The organism is Pantoea sp. SORGH_AS_0659, from assembly GCF_031453915.1.
Lineage (GTDB): Bacteria > Pseudomonadota > Gammaproteobacteria > Enterobacterales > Enterobacteriaceae > Pantoea > Pantoea leporis.
In genome coordinates this window covers 3,905,501-3,923,544 of record NZ_JAVJAK010000001.1, presented here as the reverse complement: position 1 = coordinate 3,923,544, position 18,044 = coordinate 3,905,501, and the positions used below count along the sequence as shown (strand labels likewise).

Genomic DNA, 18,044 nt, shown 5'->3' with positions numbered 1-18,044 from the left:
TTAGAAGAAATATCATCATGGGATAAATCTTATTTTATTCCGAATGGCATTGAACGCCTTCCTGGCTTTAGGTTTTTGATATAAATTCTCTCCATCCCAAATGCAGAAAAATACTACATTCATTGGAAAATCGGCATAAACCAATTGCAGAAATGTCAGAGTATGCCAGTAAACTTTTGCTTAGAATTTAGGCTGAAATCGTTTACATCCACCGAGTTTCGCACCGGATATAATCGGAATTTTCCTGAATATAATTCCTAATTGCTGACGCGAGTCTCATTTTTCGGACCAGTTTGGTTTGAAGTTAATAAATTAAGTCAGGCCCACTGAGCGCTTGTTAATTCATTTCAAGGACGTTGTACCGAAAGTTGTTGTAGTTCGTAATACTAAGGATCAGTCAATGAAATTGAGCGTAATGTCGAATGCCGCCTGGATGATGTCTGAAAAGATCGTCTCCGTGTTCGGCGTCATATTTGTGACCTCCTACGTGGCAAAATCCTTTGGTCCAACCATCTTTGGCCAAATGGCGTTTTCGACCTCACTGTTTTCCATGGTGCAGACCGTGGCGATTTTCGGTACGGAAACCATTCTGTTTAAACGTATCAGTAAGAGTGCACCGAAAGGGCTACGCCTGATGACCGTAGCGCGCAACATGCGCATGGTTTTGCTGTTGCTCACATCGCTGCCCGTCTTGATTTGGGTCTGGTACAACATGCAGGAAAACTTCCTCGCTTTTGCACTGGCCTCGTTTATCTCTTCGGTTTTCGTGACGCAGGACACCTTCAGTGTCTACAACAATGCGCGCTTAGCGTCGCGGCTGAATACCATCGCCAACTCTGTCGGATTGCTGCTGGGCTTCAGCTTAAGTTTCGCCATTGCCTGGCTGCACCTCAATCCGCTATGGCTGACCGTTTCGATTGTCGCCGTCACGTTGGTGCCGTACGTCATTAAGCGTTTTAACTTTTATCGCGAAAATCAGGATGTGGCGCCGCCACAGGATAAGCGCAACACCTATCTGCGCTATTTGCTATACGCCGGATTGCCGCTGGCCATCTCCAGCATCTTTATCTCGGTGCAGGTGAAAGCGGCACAGATGTTCCTGGCAGGCATCGCCTCAGCGCGCGATCTTGGGTTGTTCGCCGCCGCCAATACCATTTCGGCCTCCTGGATTTTTATCCCGGTCGCCATCATCACTTCCTGCTTTTCGGAAATCTTCCGTGAGCGTGGAGAAACCGCCATCAAGCTGACAGCACGGCTTAATGGTTATGTCATGGGTGTTTCATTGTTGTTGTTAGCGGTGATCGCGATGTACGGCGAAAAAATCATCATCGCTTTATATGGTCACGAGTACACACAGTCAGGAAGTCTCATTACGTTGTTGTCGTTAGCAACCTGCTTTTCGGCGATGGGGACCGTGGCGTATCGCTACATGGTCAAAGAAGGCGGGTTTAATTATCTGTTGAAGAAAATCGTTTGCCTGATGGTCATCAGCTTGCCGCTGTCGTGGTGGCTGATCCAGAGCTACGGCATCATGGGTGCCGCATGGAGCGTTTTCATCTCAGAATTGCTGTCTCTTACCGTAATGAATTACTTCTTCAAAAACGGCGTCATCCAAAAAATCCAGGTTTCCTCACTCAACTACAAAACCTACAAATGAGGTCAGATATGCTCAAGTTGAAAGATGAACTCAGAAGAAGCGTTCAGTACTTCATCAAGAAGATGCCCTGGGCATACCAGGATCGTATCTACTATTTTCACAAGTTCCGCAAATTGCCTAATCTGCGCGAGCCGAAAGTGTTTAACGAGAAGGTGCTGTATCGCAAATTCATCCATGGCGATTATCAGATTTATGGTCGTCTGTCGGACAAATATTCGGTGCGTGAATATATCGCCGAGAAGGTGGGCAGCGAATACCTGATCCCGCTGGTTTACGAGACCAGCGATCCAAGCTCATTGCACACGCTGCCGAGCTGGAAAAATACCGTTATCAAGCCGAATCACGCCTCCAACATGGTGGAGATCCTGCTGGAAGAGCCGGATGCGTTGAAGAAGCAGCAGATTATCAACGATTGCCATCGCTGGCTGAAGACCGATTTCGCCAACGAAGCGCGCGAGATTCACTATCGCTACATCAAGCCACGCATTCTGGTGGAGCAGTACATTGGCGATGGTAAATCGGCACCGATTGACTACAAGTTCCATATGTTCAACAAGCGCGACGGTAGCTTTGAGTATGTGCTGCAGGTGATCTACAACCGCTGCAATCCGCTGTTGTCGATGAACTTCTACGTCAACAACCTCAACGAGGCGTATCACAAAATTCGTGATACCGGCCTGGACGTGACGCCGCAAATGGCCTCGTTGCAGCACGCGTTGGCGTTGAGTAAAAAGCTGGCGAGCGATTTCGATTATGTGCGCGTGGATTGGTACATCGATAACGAGCAGATCTACTTCGGCGAATTAACCTTCACGCCGGGCGCGGGTTTGGTGACCGGTCTGGATCGCGGGCTAAATCAGATGATGGGTGATATGTGGATTCAGGATCGCCGCGGTACGAAGATACCGGGCATCACGGTGGCGGAAGTGACCATTCCGGCCGTATTGAAGAAAATTTAGAATCACACAGCAAAATAAAAAACCCCGCTTCGGCGGGGTTTTTTATTGGCTGCGATTAAGGCATTGGCCAATCGGTTGGCGTCTGGCTCATTACTTCGATAAAGGCGTTTTTGGAGATTTCCATAAAGTTATGCAGATTCTCCATGCTCAGCGTGATACCGAGTAGGCCAGTAACAAACCAGCATGACATGCCAACGCCGATGCCACCGCACAGCAGCGCCATCACGTGGTGACTGTTCTGACGCAGTCGAATTTTCATGGTGCTGGCGAAGAACATCATTACCGCACTCAGGAGTTCCCAGCGCATTACAATCAAACTGGTGGTTAGGGTGGCCATCTGCAAAAACCTCTTAGAATCAGTGATATCCCCGACATTCAATCGACATCACTGGCGGCTAAGAAGGAAGGTCAGGGAAGTCCTTCTGGCCGTCTAACTGAAGACAGAAAAGTGTGACTTGGCTCACATTATATCACTCGATTTTAAATTTTGAACAAAATTTATACCGGGTCAGGTAGAAAGATTTTTATCGAACTGGGGAAAAAACAGGCAGGAAAAGCGAGGTGCGCCCGCAAGGGGCGCGCAGAAAGGGTTAGCTAACCGGGCAGCACTCGCCGGTGGTACGCTGGGCAAAACTGGTCATGTTGTTGTCTGCACAGTCAAAACTGAGCAAACGCGGACGCTGAATCATCGCCTGGCGACGCATGGTATGACGATAAGCGGTTGGCGTTTGCGAGAACTGACGGCGGAACACGCGCGAGAACGTCTGCTGCGAATCGTAACCGTATTGCATCGCGATATCGAACACCGGACGCTGGGTTTGACGCAGCGCTTCAGCGGCCAGGGTCAGACGACGTTCGCGAATATAGCCACCCAGCGTTTGTTTCGTGACGGCACGGAACATACGCTGCAGATGCCATTTTGAGTAACCTGATTTTGCCGCGACTTCATCAATTGACAGCGCTTTATCCAGATTCTGATCGATCCAGTTGGACAGCGAATGAATGATTTCCTGTTGCATCATAGCCTCATCCTTCTGATGTTTTTTGCCTGGTAAGAAATTCGAAGTTTTGCTGGGGTGCGAGTATAATTCCTCAAGTTAACTTGAGGTAAAGGCCCTAAATGAAAAAAGAACGCAATTACCCGAAGCCGGTTTTGACGCCGGGTGAAGTGGCGAAGCGCAGCGGCGTGGCGGTGTCGGCGCTGCACTTCTATGAGACCAAAGGATTGATCTGTAGCTCGCGCAACGGCGGCAACCAACGTCGCTACAGCCGTGACGTGCTGCGTCGCGTTGCCATCATCAAAATTGCACAACGCATTGGCATTCCGCTGGCGACGGTGAGCGACAGCCTGACGCATGTGCCGGCTAATAAACGGATGTCGACACAAGAGTGGGACGCGCTGACGCAGCACTGGCGCGAGGAGCTGGATAAACGCATCGAAACCCTCACGCGCTTGCGTAACGATCTTGATGGCTGCATTGGCTGCGGCTGTTTATCGATGCGCGATTGCCCGCTGCGCAATCCCGGTGACCGGTTGGGCGAGCAAGGTTCGGGCGCGGTGTTACTCGATCCGGAACAGGACGAGCAAAAACGCTGATCGACTATACTTGGCGGAACACTTTTACCGGCAAGGAAACCGTATGATCACCGTTCACCATCTGGAAAATTCCCGCTCGCATCGCGTGTTATGGCTTCTGGAAGAGCTTGCGGTGCCTTACCAAATCAAACGCTATCAGCGTGAAAACAGCCTGCTGGCACCCGATTCCTTAAAGAAAGTGCATCCGCTGGGCAAATCCCCGGTGATTACCGACGGCAATCGCGTGATTGCCGAGTCAGGCGCAATTCTCGAATACCTGCAACTGAAGTACGACAGCGAACATCAGCTGACGTTGAGTCATGAAGATGAGCAGATTCAGGCGCGCTACTGGCTGCACTATGCCGAAGGTTCGCTGATGCCATTACTGGTAATGAAACTGGTGTTTGCGCAGTTTGGCAAAAAGCCGGTGCCGTGGCTGCTGCGCCCGGCCGGCATCGCCCTGAGCAAAGGGATTCAGAAAGCCTGGCTGAATAAACAGCTGGCTCTACATGGTCGGGTAATTGAAGAGCATCTCACGCAGCATGCGTTTTTTGCCGGTTCACGTTTTAGCATCGCCGATGTGCAGATGAGCTTCCCGCTGCTGGCGCTGCAACTGCGTGGTTCCCTGCGCGATACGCCCGCCACCGCCCGCTGGCTGGAAACCATGCAGCAGCGCGCGGCCTGGCAGCGGGCGATCCAGCAGGGCGGCGCGATTGAGTTAAGCCGCTGAGTTCAGCCAGGCCGCCATAATTGGCGGCCCTGCGGGGTGAGTTGCCTGGATTTATCCTGCAATACCCGTGATTAAGAGTTGAAAACCCCAGGGCAAACGCCAGATAATCGTTTGCCTTTTTTCCGCGTCCCCCTTTACGGCCTGGAATACGCGGCGACGTAAACGTTTGCCTGGATTTTCATCATGAAAAACAGCCATCAGGGAACGGCAAACGTGCGCCGCGCGGCGACTCACATCACAAAAAAATTGAGGAAGAATTATGTCTGGCGAATCGCGCCCGGCCAGTGGAAAACTGGACGCCTGGTTCAATATCTCTGCACGCGGCAGCAGCGTGCGTCAGGAAGTATTGGCGGGTCTGACAACGTTTCTGGCGATGGTGTACTCCGTCATCGTGGTGCCCGGCATGCTGGGCAAAGCGGGCTTCTCGCCAACGGCGGTGTTCGTCGCTACCTGTCTGGTCGCCAGTTTTGGATCGATCATCATGGGTTTGTGGGCCAATCTGCCGATGGCGATTGGTTGCGCCATCTCGCTGACCGCCTTCACCGCGTTCAGCCTGGTGCTCGGCCAGCACATTAGCGTGCCGGTGGCGCTTGGTGCGGTGTTCCTGATGGGCTTGCTGTTCACGCTGATTTCGGTCACCGGCATCCGCGCATGGATACTGCGCAACTTACCAATGGGCGTGGCGCATGGCACCGGCGTAGGTATCGGCTTGTTCCTGCTGCTGATCGCCGCTGACGGCATTGGTTTAGTGGTGAAAAATCCGGCTCCGGGCTTGCCGGTGGCGTTGGGTCAATTCGCTTCGTTCCCGGTGATCATGTCGCTGGTGGGACTGGCGGCGATTTTTGGTCTGGAAAAACGCCGCGTGCCGGGCGGCATTCTGCTGACCATCATCGCCATCTCGATTCTCGGCCTGATTTTCGATCCGGCGGTGACCTATCAAGGTCTGTTTGCCATGCCGAGCCTGAAGGATGCTAACGGGCAATCAGCGATGTTTAGCCTCGATATCATGGGCGCGCTGCAACCTGTGGTGTTGCCAAGCGTGCTGGCGCTGGTGATGACCGCCGTCTTTGATGCCACCGGCACCATCCGCGCGGTCGCGGGGCAGGCGAATCTGCTGGATAAAGAGGGGCAGATCATCAACGGCGGTCGTGCGTTAACCACCGATTCCGTCAGCAGCCTGTTCGCCGGCTTGGTCGGCGCTTCGCCAGCTGCGGTCTATATCGAATCGGCGGCGGGCACGGCGGCGGGTGGTAAAACCGGTCTGACGGCGATTGTGGTGGGTTTGCTGTTTCTGGTGATCCTGTTTATGTCGCCGCTGGCCTATCTGGTTCCGGCTTACGCGACCGCGCCGGCGCTGATGTACGTTGGCTTGCTGATGCTGAGTAACGTGGCAAAAATCGACTTCAACGATTTCGTTGATGCGATGTCCGGCTTGCTGACCGCCGTGTTCATCGTGCTGACCTGCAACATCGTCACCGGCATCATGCTCGGCTTCGCTTCACTGGTGATTGGACGCCTGTTTGCCGGTGAGTGGCGCAAGCTGAACGTGGGCACCGTGGTGATTGCTGTCGCGCTGGTCGCGTTCTATGCCGGTGGCTGGGCCATCTGACCTGAAAGTTGAATAATTCCAGGATTATTCGCTTTCTGCATCACGCCGCACATCGGGTTGCTCCGCTGTGCGGCGTTTTGTTTTACACTTTCCCACGCAACAACATCGCTTTAATGAAATTGATTCGCCTAAGGAAAGCATGGAAATCTTCTTTACTATTCTCATCATGACGCTGGTGGTTTCACTCTCCAGCGTGGCGGCACGTATTCTGCCGTTTCAAATTCCCCTACCGCTGGTGCAAATTGCCGCCGGTGCACTGCTCGCATTTCCCGTCTTCGGCCTGCATGTCGATTTTGATCCGGAACTGTTCCTCGTGCTGTTCATTCCGCCGCTGCTGTTTGCGGATGGCTGGAAAACGCCGATAAACGAGTTCCTGCATCACGGTCGCGAAATCATGGGGCTGGCGCTGGTTCTGGTGCTGATCACGGTGGTCGGGATTGGCTACCTGATCTACTGGCTGGTGCCAGGGATTCCGCTGATTCCCGCCTTCGCGCTGGCGGCGGTGCTTTCGCCAACCGATGCCGTGGCGCTGTCCGGCATTGTCGGTGAAGGACGCATCCCGAAAAAAATTATGTCGATTGTGCAGGGCGAAGCCCTGATGAACGACGCGTCGGGCCTGGTATCGCTGAAGTTTGCCGTCGCGGTGGCGATGGGCACCATGGTGTTTACGTGGGGCGGCGCCAGCGTTGAGTTTCTCAAAGTGGCGGTTGGCGGTTTGGTCGCTGGTGTGGCGATATGCTGGCTGTATGGCCGCTCGCTGCGTCTGCTGAGCCGCTGGAGCGGGGATGACCCGGCAACACAGACCGTGCTGCTGCTGCTGTTACCGTTCGCCTCGTACCTGATTGCGGAACACCTTGGCGTATCGGGCATTCTCGCCGCCGTCGCCGCCGGTATGACCATTACGCGTTCCGGCATTATCCGCCAGGCACCGCTGGCGATGCGTCTGCGCGCGAACAGCGTTTGGCAGATGCTGGAGTTCGTGTTCAACGGCATGGTGTTCCTGATGCTCGGCCTGCAGCTGCCCGACATCCTTTCCACCTCGATTGCGCAGGCGCAAGCCGATCCTAACGTGGAACTGTGGATGCTGTTTACCGATGTTCTGTTGGTGTACGCCGCGCTGATGGTGGTGCGTTTCGGTTGGTTGTGGATCATGAAGCGCACCAGCATGCGTCTGCTGAAGAAGAAGCCGCTGGAGTTTACCAATTACTCGCTGCGTGAATTGCTGATTGCCTCTTTTGCCGGCGTGCGCGGTGCCATTACCTTGGCCGGTGTGCTGTCGATTCCGCTGTTCCTGAGCAACGGCGATCCGTTCCCGGCGCGCTATGAGTTGGTGTTCATCGCTACCGGCGTGATTCTGGTGTCGCTGCTGGTTGGCGTGGTGCTACTGCCGATTCTGCTGCGCGACGTAGAAAGCATCGATAAGGTCGGCCATCGTCGTGAGATTCAGTTTGCGCGTGCCGCGATGGCGGGTGTGGCGATTGAGAGCCTGCATAAAATGGAGCAGCGTCTTGAGAGCGACACCGAAGAGAACATCGATCCTGAGCTGCTGAAAGAGGTCAGCCTGCGCGTGATTGGTAATCTGCGTCGTCGCGCGGAGGGGAAAAACGATATCGAGCAGGCGCAATTTGCCGAAAATCTCGAGCGTCGTTTCCGCCTCAATGCGCTGCGCGCCGAGCGCGCCGAGGTCTATCATCTGCGCGCCACGCAGGAGATCTCCAACGAGACAATGCAGAAACTGCTGCACGATCTTGATCTGCTGGAAGCGCTGCTGATTGAGAAAGAGGAATAGCAGTAAGCCATATTGTTCATCGGTAGCGGCGCAAAACATTGCGCCGCTACGCTAATGTGCTGCTGTTGTTTTCACACCGACAGCCGTGGCGCACTATCCGGCCAGTGTTCACGGCAACATTCAATCCACGCCTCGGCGCTGCGCGACAGATAACTGCCTTCCCGCCAAATCAACCCCAAACTCCACTGCAGCTCCGATTCCAGTGGCAGCCACAGCAGCGACTGCTTATCCAGCCGCTGACAAATGGGCTCCGGCAGAATCGCCAGCCCCATGCCCGCCTGCACCATTGCGGCGAGAAAATCCCACTGCGCGCTGCGCAGCGCAATAGTTGGCGTCAGGTTCTGGCGTTGAAACGCTTTACGAATCTGGCGATTCAAGGCGAACTCTTCATTGAGGATCAGCAGCGGTTGTTCGGCTAACTCTGCCAAACCGACTTTACGATGATCGCGCCATTGTTCACTGCGCGGCAGCAGCACGCACAGCGGATGGTGCATCAGCTCCAGCGTATTGAGCGGCAGTTCGGATTCGATCGGCAGCGCGGTGAGGGCGATATCCAGCGCGCCACTCAGCACCGCTTGCTGCGCCGTCAGTCCGCCGAACTCGGATATTTTCAGCTGTACGCCAGGATAACGGCGGCGAAAGGCGGAGATTGAACCGGCCATCTGCATGCCGACCATCGGTGGAATACCCAGCCGCAGCTCGCCGGTTTTCAGCTGGTTGATATCGCCCAACTGCGCTTCAAGCTGGTGGAACTCTTGCAGAATCACCAGTCCGCGCTGGTAAACCGCCTGACCGCTATCCGTAAGATGCAGTTTGCGGCCCTCGCGCAGCAGTAAGGTGCAGCCGAGCTCCTCTTCCAGCTGGCGCAGCATTTTGCTGATGGTCGGCTGCGTCACGAACAGCTTCTCAGCGGCGCGGGTGAAGCTCTGCTGGCGCACCACCTCAGTGAAGTAGCGCAGGGCGCGCACATCCATAAACATTCCTTTTTGGCATAGTTTGAATAATTTTAATTCATTTCTTTCACAGTTTGCGGCGGATTTATACTGAGCACCTCAATTTTTCATCCAGGTAACAAGCAATGATGGCATTAAGCCCGCGCAGAACGGATCTCCTGCAACGTACCTTTGTTCCGCTGCAGCTGGTGCTGTATGTCGGTTTGTTTATTTTCAGCGACAGGCTGGTGAGCTGGCTGCATCTGCCGCTGCCCGCCAACGTAGTGGGCATGGTGCTGCTGCTGGTGTTGATCATGACGCGCATCGTGCCGCTGCGCTGGGTGAAAGCTGGCGCCAACTGGCTGCTGGCAGAAATGCTGCTGTTCTTTATTCCAGCGGTGGTGGCGGTGGTGAACTACAGCGATTTGCTGCGCAGTGAAGGCTGGCGCATCTGCGTGGTGATCGGCGTCAGTACCTTGCTGGTGCTGGCTTCGACGTCACTGGTGGTTGATCGTTTGTATCGCTTCGAACTGGCGCGCGCCGCACGCAAGCAGGCGCATCATGAATGATCTGCTGATTAGTCTGCTGTGTCTGGCGTTCACGCTGCTGGTCTACTACCTCAACAAAATTCTTTATCGCCGCTGGCGCACGCTGCTGTTGATGCCGCTGGTATTGACGCCGCTGGTGCTGGTGGCGCTGTTGCTGCTCACTCACGTCAGCTGGAAAAATTACATCGCTGAAAGCCACTGGCTGATTTGGCTGCTTGGCCCGGCGACGCTGGCATTTGCCGTGCCGGTGTATGAGAACCTTGAGATCATCAAGCGTCACTGGCTGTCGCTAAGCGTGGGCGTGCTGACGGCCACGCTGGTGGCAGTATGCAGTTCGGTGTGGCTGGCGCGCTGGCTGAGGTTACCGGAAACCATTCAGCGCAGCCTGGCGGTACGCTCAATCACCACGCCGTTTGCGCTGGCAGCCGCGCAGCCGATTGGCGGCCAGCCGGATCTGGTGGCGCTGTTTGTGGTGATCACCGGTGTGTTTGGTATGGCGGTGGGCGACGTGCTTTTTCTGCGTCTTGCCATCAAGCAGGGCGTGGCTAAAGGCGCCGGTTTTGGTGCTGCATCACATGGCGCAGGCACCGCGCGCGCGTATCAACTCGGCCAGCAGGAAGGCGTGGTGTCGAGCCTGGTGATGATGCTGTCTGGCGTCGTCACCGTCATTCTCGCGCCGCTGTTAAGCCACTTACTGTGGGTATCGTAATCCGCTGGTTTTGAGTCATTGCTCATACAGCAGCCCGATCGCTTTGCTTATTGTTTGCCCGCTTAAACGATAAGGAAGCGATAAATGAAAAGTCAGTATTTTGCAATGGGGCTCCTGTTGGCCTCCGCTGGGGTAACTGCTCAGGAAATCGGCGTAAAGGGGGGCAGTGATTTCTTTGCGGCCGCCATCAACAGCCAAAAAACCGCGCCAGGCCTGCAATATGGCGTGGAATACGTGAATGCCAAACATCAGTCAGAATTGCTGGACGCCAATCTGGGTTACGGCGTGGCTGTAGGCGCAATGCGCATTGTGCCGCGCGTCGGTTTGTTCTGGGCTGAATTGAACCATGATAAAACCTCCAGCTACGGCGTGAATGCGGGTATACGCGCGATGGCTCCACTGCCACAAGCGCGCCATACCTGGCTCTATCTCGATTTCAGCATGGCGCCTAACTTCAGCACCTATAAGCTGGATCATCTGCATCAGTTTGAGGCCGGAGTTTACTACCAACCGGCCCACTGGTTAACGCTGAGTTCCGGTTACCGCTATCTCGGCAGTGGCTTGCACGAATATAAAACCCATCGTGCGATTGATGGTCTTTTTATCGGCGCAGCCTGGCGCTTCTAATCTGAAAAGTGGCCTTTAAGGGCCACTTTTTTCCCCGCCGTAATCCATTTTTACGTAAAGCTTTCCAAATAATGTTGTCTCTCGTCGCCAGGCTGGTACCCTTGCCGCCGAATTAATTGTCCTTCATGGAGTGGAATCACATGTTAAAGCAACTTGTTACTGGAAGCGTTTTGGGTCTGGCACTGCTGAGCAGCGGCGCACAGGCAATTGAGGGCAGTGTTGACGTGGGTGAGCATAGCACCAACCTGAACCTTGGCCTCGGCACCACTTCACCGGGCTTGTTCCTGAAAGGCAACTGGCTGCGCAGCGATCACGATGGCAGCACCTACGGTGCGGGCCTCGGCTATAACATCGACGTGGGCGATTTCCGTATTGCCCCTACCGCGAAAGCGCTGTTCACCCATCCGGAAGATGGTCGTGATGGCTTCACCGTGGCAGTCGGTGGCGCAGCGCAATACAGCTTCAACAGCATGTGGGGCCTGTACGGCGAATATTACTATGCGCCAGAAGCATTCTCCGATCGCCTCGATAGCTACCAGGAAGCCTCAGGTGGCCTGAGCTTCACGCCGATTTCGCTGCTGAACCTGCGTGTGGGTTATCAGTACATTGAGCTGAACAACAAAGGCAGCCGCAAAGATAACGTACTGGTCGATGGCCCGTATGTTGGCGCATCACTGCGTTTCTAATTGTCTGATTAAAGTGCGGCTTGCCCCTCATCCCGACCTTCTCCCATTAATGGGAGAAGGAGAAAAACGAGCTCGATCGGTTCCCTCTCCCATTTATGGGAGAGGAAGAAAAACGCGCCGATCGGTTCCCTCTCCCATTTATGGGAGAGGGTTAGGGTGAGGGAAAGCCAGCACGGACTTAATGCGATTTCCCCTGCGAAATCCCAATCCCCGTCTGTGAGCGAATAAACTGCCCACGGAAGCGGGCACGTTCCTGGGCACCGCGTGCAGAATGGTCGGTAATTGAGAACAGCCAGATACCGATAAATGCCGCCAGCATTGAGAACAGCGCCGGATACTCATACGGATAGATCGGTTTCTCATGCCCGAGCACCTGCACCCAAATCGTCGGGCCAAGGATCATCAGCAGTACCGCAGTAACGAGTCCCAGCCAACCGCCCACCATCGCGCCGCGCGTGGTCAGTTTTGACCAGTACATCGACAGCAGAATAATCGGGAAGTTACAGCTGGCAGCAATCGAGAACGCCAAACCGACCATAAAGGCAATGTTCTGTTTCTCAAACAGAATCCCCAGCGCAATCGCCACCACACCTAACACCAGCACGGTGATCTTCGAGATGCGCAGTTCATCGCGTTCCGTCGCTTTACCTTCACGGATCACGCTGGCATAGAGATCGTGTGAAACTGCCGAAGCCCCCGCCAGCGTCAGACCTGCCACTACCGCCAGAATGGTGGCGAAGGCCACGGCCGAGATAAAGCCGAGGAACAGGCTGCCGCCGACCGCGTTCGCCAGATGCACCGCTGCCATGTTGGTGCCGCCGAGCAGCGCGCCGCTGGCGTCTTTAAAGGCTGGATTCGATCCCACCAGCAAAATCGCGCCGAAGCCAATAATAAAGGTCAGGAAGTAGAAGTAGCCCATAAAGCCGGTGGCCCAGAACACGCTTTTACGTGCTTCACGCGCATCGGCCACGGTGAAGAAACGCATCAGAATATGCGGCAAACCGGCGGTACCGAACATCAAGCCGAGACCCAATGACAACGCCGAGATGGGATCTTTCACCAGCCCGCCCGGCTGCATAATCGCCGCGCCTTTTGGGTGCACCGCCATCGCTTCGGTGAACAGCGTGTTGAAGCTGAAGCCGGTGGCTTTCATCACCATAATCGCCATAAAGCTGGCACCAAACAGCAGCAGCACCGCTTTAATGATCTGCACCCAGGTGGTCGCCAGCATCCCGCCGAACAGCACGTACAGCACCATCAGAATCCCGACCATCACCACTGCGATATGGTAATCAAGGCCGAACAGCAGCTGGATCAGCTTACCCGCACCCACCATCTGCGCGATCAGATACAGCGCCACCACCACCAGCGAGCCGCAGGCTGACAGTGTGCGAATCGGTTTCTGCGCGAGGCGATAGGAGGCGACATCGGCGAAGGTGTAGCGCCCAAGGTTACGCAGACGTTCGGCAATCAAAAACAGGATCATCGGCCAGCCGACGAGGAAGCCGAGCGAGTAGATCAGCCCGTCGTAACCCGAGGTGTAAACCAGCGCAGAAATACCGAGGAAAGAGGCGGCGGACATAAAGTCACCGGCGATGGCAAGGCCATTCTGGAAACCGGTGATATTGCCGCCTGCAGTGTAGTAATCGCTGCGCGAGCGGGTGCGTTTCGAGGCCCAATAGGTGATGCCGAGCGTCGCCGCGACAAACACCACGAACATAATGATGGCTTCATAGTTGGTGGCTTGCCGTTGCACCGCGCCGGTAATGGCATCGGCGGCAAACACGCTGGCGGGCACGATGGCTAAAAATACCGAAAGCAGGCGCTTCATGATTTCACCTCGCTCAGGATCTGTTTGGTCAGACGATCAAACTCGCCGTTGGCGCGCCACACGTAGACGCCGGTCAGCACGAATGACATCACAATTAAACCGACACCAATCGGAATACCGCGCGTGACGTTAGTGCCCGCGTGCAGCGGCGTACCGAGCCAGGCGGGCGCAAAAGCGATCAGCAGAATAAAGCCGATATAGAGCACCAGCATAATCACGCTGAGCAGCAGCGCAAACGCCTGGCGCTTGTGCACCAGTTCATGAAAGCGCGGATTATTCTCGACTTGTTGCCAGACTGCTTCCTGTTCAGGGGTTTCGTTCATCACATTTTCTCCAGAGGCAAGGCAGACAGATATCTCACGATAAAGTGATTTAACTGGCTGAATATTCTAGTTTTATAAGTTGTGCGAACTCAGAAATACGTGGCATATAAGGGCGGCCAAATGGTCGCCCCTACAACAGAAGCCGGTTACGGCATGGTGATGGACTGTTTCTCCTCCAGCAATTTCTCTACCACGCCCGGATCGGCCAGCGTAGAGGTATCGCCGAGATTGCTGGTATCGCCCGTAGCGATTTTGCGCAGAATGCGACGCATAATCTTGCCGGAGCGGGTTTTTGGCAGCGAGTCGGTCCAGTGCAGCACATCCGGCGTGGCAATCGGGCCAATCTCTTTACGCACCCAGTTACGCACTTCGGTATACAGCTCTGGCGACGGCTCTTCGCCGTGGTTAAGCGTGATATACGCATAGATTGCCTGGCCTTTGATGCTGTGCGGAATGCCCACCACCGCCGCTTCGGCAATCTTTGGATGCGACACCAGTGCCGATTCAATCTCGGCGGTGCCGAGACGGTGGCCGGAGACGTTCAGCACGTCATCGACGCGGCCGGTGATCCAGTAATAACCCTCTTCATCACGGCGCGCGCCGTCACCGCTGAAGTAGCGATTTTTGAAGGTGGAGAAGTAGGTCTGTTCGAAACGATCGTGATCGCCATACAGCGTACGCGCCTGGCCTGGCCAGGAATCGACAATCACCAGGTTTCCTTCGGTGGCACCCTCGAGCGGATTGCCTTCGTTATCCACCAGCGCCGGCTGCACACCGAAGAACGGTTTAGTGGCGGAACCGGCTTTCAGTTCGGTCGCGCCCGGCAGCGGCGTGATCATGAAGCCGCCGGTTTCGGTTTGCCACCAGGTATCGACGATCGGGCAACGGCTGTCGCCAATCTTCTTGTAATACCACTCCCAGGCTTCCGGGTTGATCGGTTCACCCACCGAACCCATGATGCGCAGGCTACTGCGATCGGTGCCTTCAATCGCTTTATCGCCTTCGGCCATCAGCGCGCGAATCGCGGTTGGCGCGGTATACAGCAGCGTGACCTTGTGTTTATCCACCACTTCCGCCATGCGGCTTGGTTTTGGCCAGTTCGGCACGCCTTCAAACATCAGCGTGGTCGCGCCGCACGCCAGCGGACCGTAAATCAGATAGCTGTGGCCGGTAATCCAGCCGACATCGGCGGTACACCAGTAAACATCATCAGGATGATAATCAAACACATACTTAAAGGTGCTGGCGGCATACACCAGATAACCGCCGGTAGTGTGCAGCACGCCTTTCGGCTTGCCGGTGGAACCGGAGGTATAAAGGATAAACAGCGGATGTTCGGCATCGACGGCGACCGGTTCATGCTGATCGCTGGCCTTCGCCACTAAATCGTGCCACCACAGATCGCGGCCTTCACGCCAGCCAGTATCTTTACCGGTGCGCTTAAACACCACCACATTTTTCACCGTGGTGACGTTTGGATTGTTCAGGGCATCATCAACGTTTTTCTTCAGCGGGATACTGCGTCCGGCGCGTACGCCTTCATCGGCGGTAATGATCAGTTTGGCGTTGGAATCGACCACGCGCCCGGCGACGGCTTCCGGTGAGAAGCCACCGAAGATTACCGAATGCACCGCGCCAATGCGCGCACAGGCCAGCATCGCAACGGCGGCTTCAGGCACCATCGGCATGTAAATCGCCACCACGTCGCCTTTCTTCACGCCCAGGCTGCCGAGCACATTGGCAAAGCGGCAGACGTCTGCATGCAGTTCGCGGAAGGTAATGGTTTTGCTTTCGCTGGCGTCGTCACCTTCCCAGATGATGGCGGGATGGTCGCCACGCGTGGCGAGATGGCGATCGAGGCAGTTCGCGGCGAGGTTCAGTGCGCCATCTTCATACCAGCGAATCGAAATATTGCCGGGGGCAAAGGAGGTATTTTTCACTTTGCTGTAAGGCTTAATCCAGTCGAGGATTTTGCCTTGCTCACCCCAAAAGGTGTCGGGATCGTCAACCGATTGTTGATACAGCGCCGCATACTGATCGGCATTAATGAGAGCATTCGCTGCAATGGCAGCGGGTACGGGATGCTTGTGTATTTGGCTCATGGCTGACCTCCTTGAAGATGTTAATCATATGTCAATCAATGGTTAATTGAAGACCACGACAGGGCTTTGTTTCTGTTTTGTAGTCTGGATCACGACCTTTTATCACTGCCAAATCCCCGGCGAACGGCGGGCAAAAACGCCGCGCCAGCAGCGTGATCTTCTGCTTTAAGCCTAAGAGATCTCTGCCTCTGCTGTGCAAATAATCAGCAAACGAGCCGGGCCGCTTTTTGCGCAATATTGCATAGCTATGCTGAAACTTATCGAATTAACACTTTTCATAACAGCGAGTTATGGCCGTTAACCTTCGTCAGCATTTTATGCTACTAACCTGAATAAGATTTGCGCTATCGCGCCGGGGGTTGCATTTACCGTAGTGAAAATGGTACTTATCTCGGCCCTGTTCAGCAGGTATCAACTCAGACTGCATCACCCCGCAGGCGCAAAATGCCTGCACAGCTGTAACCGACGTAGTCATAAATAACCCTCTATTTTATCGGGCTTTTGCTCACTTCCCTGTGTGACATTTCTCCTGCACCTTCGCAGCAGAGCAAAGGGGTTTTTAACTGAGGAAATAACGCGTTATGAAAGGTTTTAAGTTCACCCTTGCATGGCAGATTTTAGTCGCGCTGATTCTGGGCGTGATTGTGGGAACCGTGCTGCATAATCAGCCCGACGATCGTGAATGGTTAATCACTAACATTCTGACGCCCGCGGGTGACATCTTTATTCATCTTATCAAGATGATTGTGGTACCGATTGTTATCTCCTCACTGATTGTCGGCATTGCTGGCGTGGGTGATGCGAAAAAGCTCGGACGTATTGGTGTTAAAACCATTATCTATTTTGAAGTGATCACCACCCTTGCCATTGTGGTCGGCATCACGCTGGCCAACGTATTCCAACCCGGCAGCGGCATTGATATGTCAACGCTGGCAACGGTGGACATCTCTAAATACGAAGCCACCACCGAAGCGGTTCAGGGTGCACCGCACGGTCTGGTCACCACCATTCTGTCGCTGATCCCACAGAACATCTTCGCCTCGCTGGTGAAGGGCGACATGCTGCCGATTATCTTCTTCTCGGTGCTGTTTGGTATGGGCTTATCGGCGCTGCCATCGGAACATCGCGATCCGCTGGTCACGGTATTCCGTTCGATTTCCGAAACCATGTTTAAAGTGACGCACATGATCATGCGTTATGCGCCAGTCGGCGTGTTTGCGCTGATTGCGGTCACCATTGCTAACTTCGGTTTTGCGTCGCTCTATCCACTCGCCAAGCTGGTGCTGCTGGTGTACGTGGCGATTCTGTTCTTTGCTTTCGTGGTGCTCGGCACGGTGGCGCGCTTCTGTAAGCTGCGCATTACCACGCTAATGCGCATTCTCAAAGACGAGCTGATTCTTGCCTATTCCACCTCCAGCTCAGAAACCGTGCTGCCGCGCATTATGCAGAAGATGGAAGCCTACGGTGCGCCGAAAGCCATCACCAGTTTCGTGGTGCCGACCGGTTACTCGTTCAACCTCGACGGTTCAACGCTGTATCAGAGCATCGCGGCGATCTTTATCGCCCAGCTGTATGGCATTGATCTGTCGCTGACTGACGAGATTATTCTGGTGCTGACGCTGATGGTGACCTCGAAAGGCATCGCTGGCGTGCCGGGCGTCTCCTTCGTGGTGCTGCTGGCAACGCTGGGCAGCGTGGGCATTCCGCTGGAAGGCCTGGCATTTATCGCTGGTGTCGATCGCATCATGGACATGGCGCGTACCGCGCTGAACGTGATCGGTAACGCGCTGGCGGTGCTGGTGATTGCGCGCTGGGAAGACCAGTTCGACACCAAACAAGCCGCCGCCTACGAGCAACAGCTGCGCACGCAAAGCGCCAGCTAACGCACCTGCGCCGTAGGGGGCGACATTCATGGCGACCACTACGCACAGAAACCCGCTTCGGCGGGTTTTTTTATGCTTGCTAC

At 54.9% G+C, this 18,044-nt stretch carries 17 protein-coding genes; 11 read left to right on the top strand and 6 right to left on the bottom strand.

Annotation, left to right across the window (positions count from 1 at the left end; genetic code table 11):
* The first annotated feature begins 400 nt into the window (after positions 1 to 400).
* Both Q3H59_RS18485 and Q3H59_RS18480 read left to right on the top strand, forming a co-directional pair.
* The gene (locus Q3H59_RS18485; protein WP_101763052.1) at positions 401 to 1,657 is read left to right on the top strand and encodes a polysaccharide biosynthesis C-terminal domain-containing protein; all 1,257 of its coding nucleotides are present in this window, start codon (positions 401 to 403) and stop codon (positions 1,655 to 1,657) included.
* An 8-nt stretch (positions 1,658 to 1,665) separates the two neighbouring features.
* Positions 1,666 to 2,616 (top strand): ATP-grasp fold amidoligase family protein, encoded by a 951-nt coding sequence (locus tag Q3H59_RS18480; protein ID WP_101763051.1) that lies wholly within the window; start codon positions 1,666 to 1,668, stop codon positions 2,614 to 2,616.
* A gap of 55 nt (positions 2,617 to 2,671) precedes the next feature.
* Here Q3H59_RS18480 and Q3H59_RS18475 read toward each other — a convergent pair whose 3' ends face one another.
* Together Q3H59_RS18475 and soxS are read right to left on the bottom strand one after the other, a co-directional pair.
* Positions 2,672 to 2,953, bottom strand: coding sequence for a YjcB family protein (locus tag Q3H59_RS18475; protein WP_008109973.1), 282 nt, complete (start codon positions 2,951 to 2,953; stop codon positions 2,672 to 2,674).
* Positions 2,954 to 3,206: 253 nt separating this feature from the next.
* Positions 3,207 to 3,638 carry a superoxide response transcriptional regulator SoxS gene (gene soxS / locus Q3H59_RS18470; RefSeq protein ID WP_036649992.1) on the bottom strand — a complete coding sequence of 144 codons (432 nt, stop codon included), beginning with the start codon at positions 3,636 to 3,638 and terminating at the stop codon, positions 3,207 to 3,209.
* A gap of 98 nt (positions 3,639 to 3,736) precedes the next feature.
* Between soxS and soxR the strand changes: the two genes are divergently transcribed.
* From soxR to Q3H59_RS18450, 4 genes are all read left to right on the top strand, one after another.
* Positions 3,737 to 4,213: a redox-sensitive transcriptional activator SoxR gene (gene soxR, locus Q3H59_RS18465; protein ID WP_101763050.1), complete on the top strand. Its 477-nt coding sequence runs from the start codon at positions 3,737 to 3,739 to the stop codon at positions 4,211 to 4,213.
* A gap of 43 nt (positions 4,214 to 4,256) precedes the next feature.
* Complete coding sequence (locus Q3H59_RS18460; protein ID WP_137384974.1) at positions 4,257 to 4,922, top strand: glutathione S-transferase family protein; 666 nt, start codon at positions 4,257 to 4,259, stop codon at positions 4,920 to 4,922.
* A 259-nt stretch (positions 4,923 to 5,181) separates the two neighbouring features.
* Positions 5,182 to 6,531 (top strand): NCS2 family permease, encoded by a 1,350-nt coding sequence (locus Q3H59_RS18455; protein ID WP_101763048.1) that lies wholly within the window; start codon positions 5,182 to 5,184, stop codon positions 6,529 to 6,531.
* Between the two features lie 139 nt (positions 6,532 to 6,670).
* Positions 6,671 to 8,320 (top strand): Na+/H+ antiporter, encoded by a 1,650-nt coding sequence (locus Q3H59_RS18450; RefSeq protein WP_101763047.1) that lies wholly within the window; start codon positions 6,671 to 6,673, stop codon positions 8,318 to 8,320.
* Between the two features lie 71 nt (positions 8,321 to 8,391).
* Here the strand turns inward: Q3H59_RS18450 and Q3H59_RS18445 are convergent, their stop codons facing one another.
* Positions 8,392 to 9,294 carry a LysR family transcriptional regulator gene (locus Q3H59_RS18445; protein WP_309836250.1) on the bottom strand — a complete coding sequence of 301 codons (903 nt, stop codon included), beginning with the start codon at positions 9,292 to 9,294 and terminating at the stop codon, positions 8,392 to 8,394.
* Between the two features lie 104 nt (positions 9,295 to 9,398).
* On the opposite strand from Q3H59_RS18445, the gene Q3H59_RS18440 reads away from it, so the two are divergent.
* From Q3H59_RS18440 to Q3H59_RS18425, 4 genes are all read left to right on the top strand, one after another.
* Positions 9,399 to 9,821: a CidA/LrgA family protein gene (locus Q3H59_RS18440; protein WP_008109984.1), complete on the top strand. Its 423-nt coding sequence runs from the start codon at positions 9,399 to 9,401 to the stop codon at positions 9,819 to 9,821.
* Positions 9,814 to 10,509, top strand: a complete 696-nt coding sequence (locus tag Q3H59_RS18435) for an LrgB family protein (protein WP_192412667.1) — start codon at positions 9,814 to 9,816, stop codon at positions 10,507 to 10,509. Before Q3H59_RS18440 ends, Q3H59_RS18435 begins: the two co-directional genes overlap by 8 nt.
* A gap of 84 nt (positions 10,510 to 10,593) precedes the next feature.
* Positions 10,594 to 11,136 carry a YfaZ family outer membrane protein gene (locus Q3H59_RS18430; RefSeq protein WP_192412665.1) on the top strand — a complete coding sequence of 181 codons (543 nt, stop codon included), beginning with the start codon at positions 10,594 to 10,596 and terminating at the stop codon, positions 11,134 to 11,136.
* A gap of 140 nt (positions 11,137 to 11,276) precedes the next feature.
* Positions 11,277 to 11,822 (top strand): YfaZ family outer membrane protein, encoded by a 546-nt coding sequence (locus tag Q3H59_RS18425; protein WP_008109987.1) that lies wholly within the window; start codon positions 11,277 to 11,279, stop codon positions 11,820 to 11,822.
* Between the two features lie 178 nt (positions 11,823 to 12,000).
* On the opposite strand, the gene actP is transcribed toward Q3H59_RS18425, so the two are convergent.
* The 3 genes from actP to acs form a co-directional block, all read right to left on the bottom strand.
* Positions 12,001 to 13,653: a cation/acetate symporter ActP gene (gene actP, locus Q3H59_RS18420; protein ID WP_110868165.1), complete on the bottom strand. Its 1,653-nt coding sequence runs from the start codon at positions 13,651 to 13,653 to the stop codon at positions 12,001 to 12,003.
* A complete protein-coding gene (locus tag Q3H59_RS18415; RefSeq protein WP_008109989.1) occupies positions 13,650 to 13,976 on the bottom strand; it encodes a DUF485 domain-containing protein in 327 nt (108 codons plus the stop codon). Before Q3H59_RS18415 ends, actP begins: the two co-directional genes overlap by 4 nt.
* 146 nt (positions 13,977 to 14,122) lie before the next feature.
* Positions 14,123 to 16,078, bottom strand: coding sequence for an acetate--CoA ligase (gene acs / locus Q3H59_RS18410; protein WP_110868166.1), 1,956 nt, complete (start codon positions 16,076 to 16,078; stop codon positions 14,123 to 14,125).
* Between the two features lie 581 nt (positions 16,079 to 16,659).
* Between acs and gltP the strand changes: the two genes are divergently transcribed.
* On the top strand, positions 16,660 to 17,961 hold the full coding sequence (gene gltP / locus Q3H59_RS18405; protein WP_007888562.1) for a glutamate/aspartate:proton symporter GltP: 1,302 nt from the start codon (positions 16,660 to 16,662) through the stop codon (positions 17,959 to 17,961).
* The last annotated feature ends 83 nt before the right edge of the window (positions 17,962 to 18,044 follow it).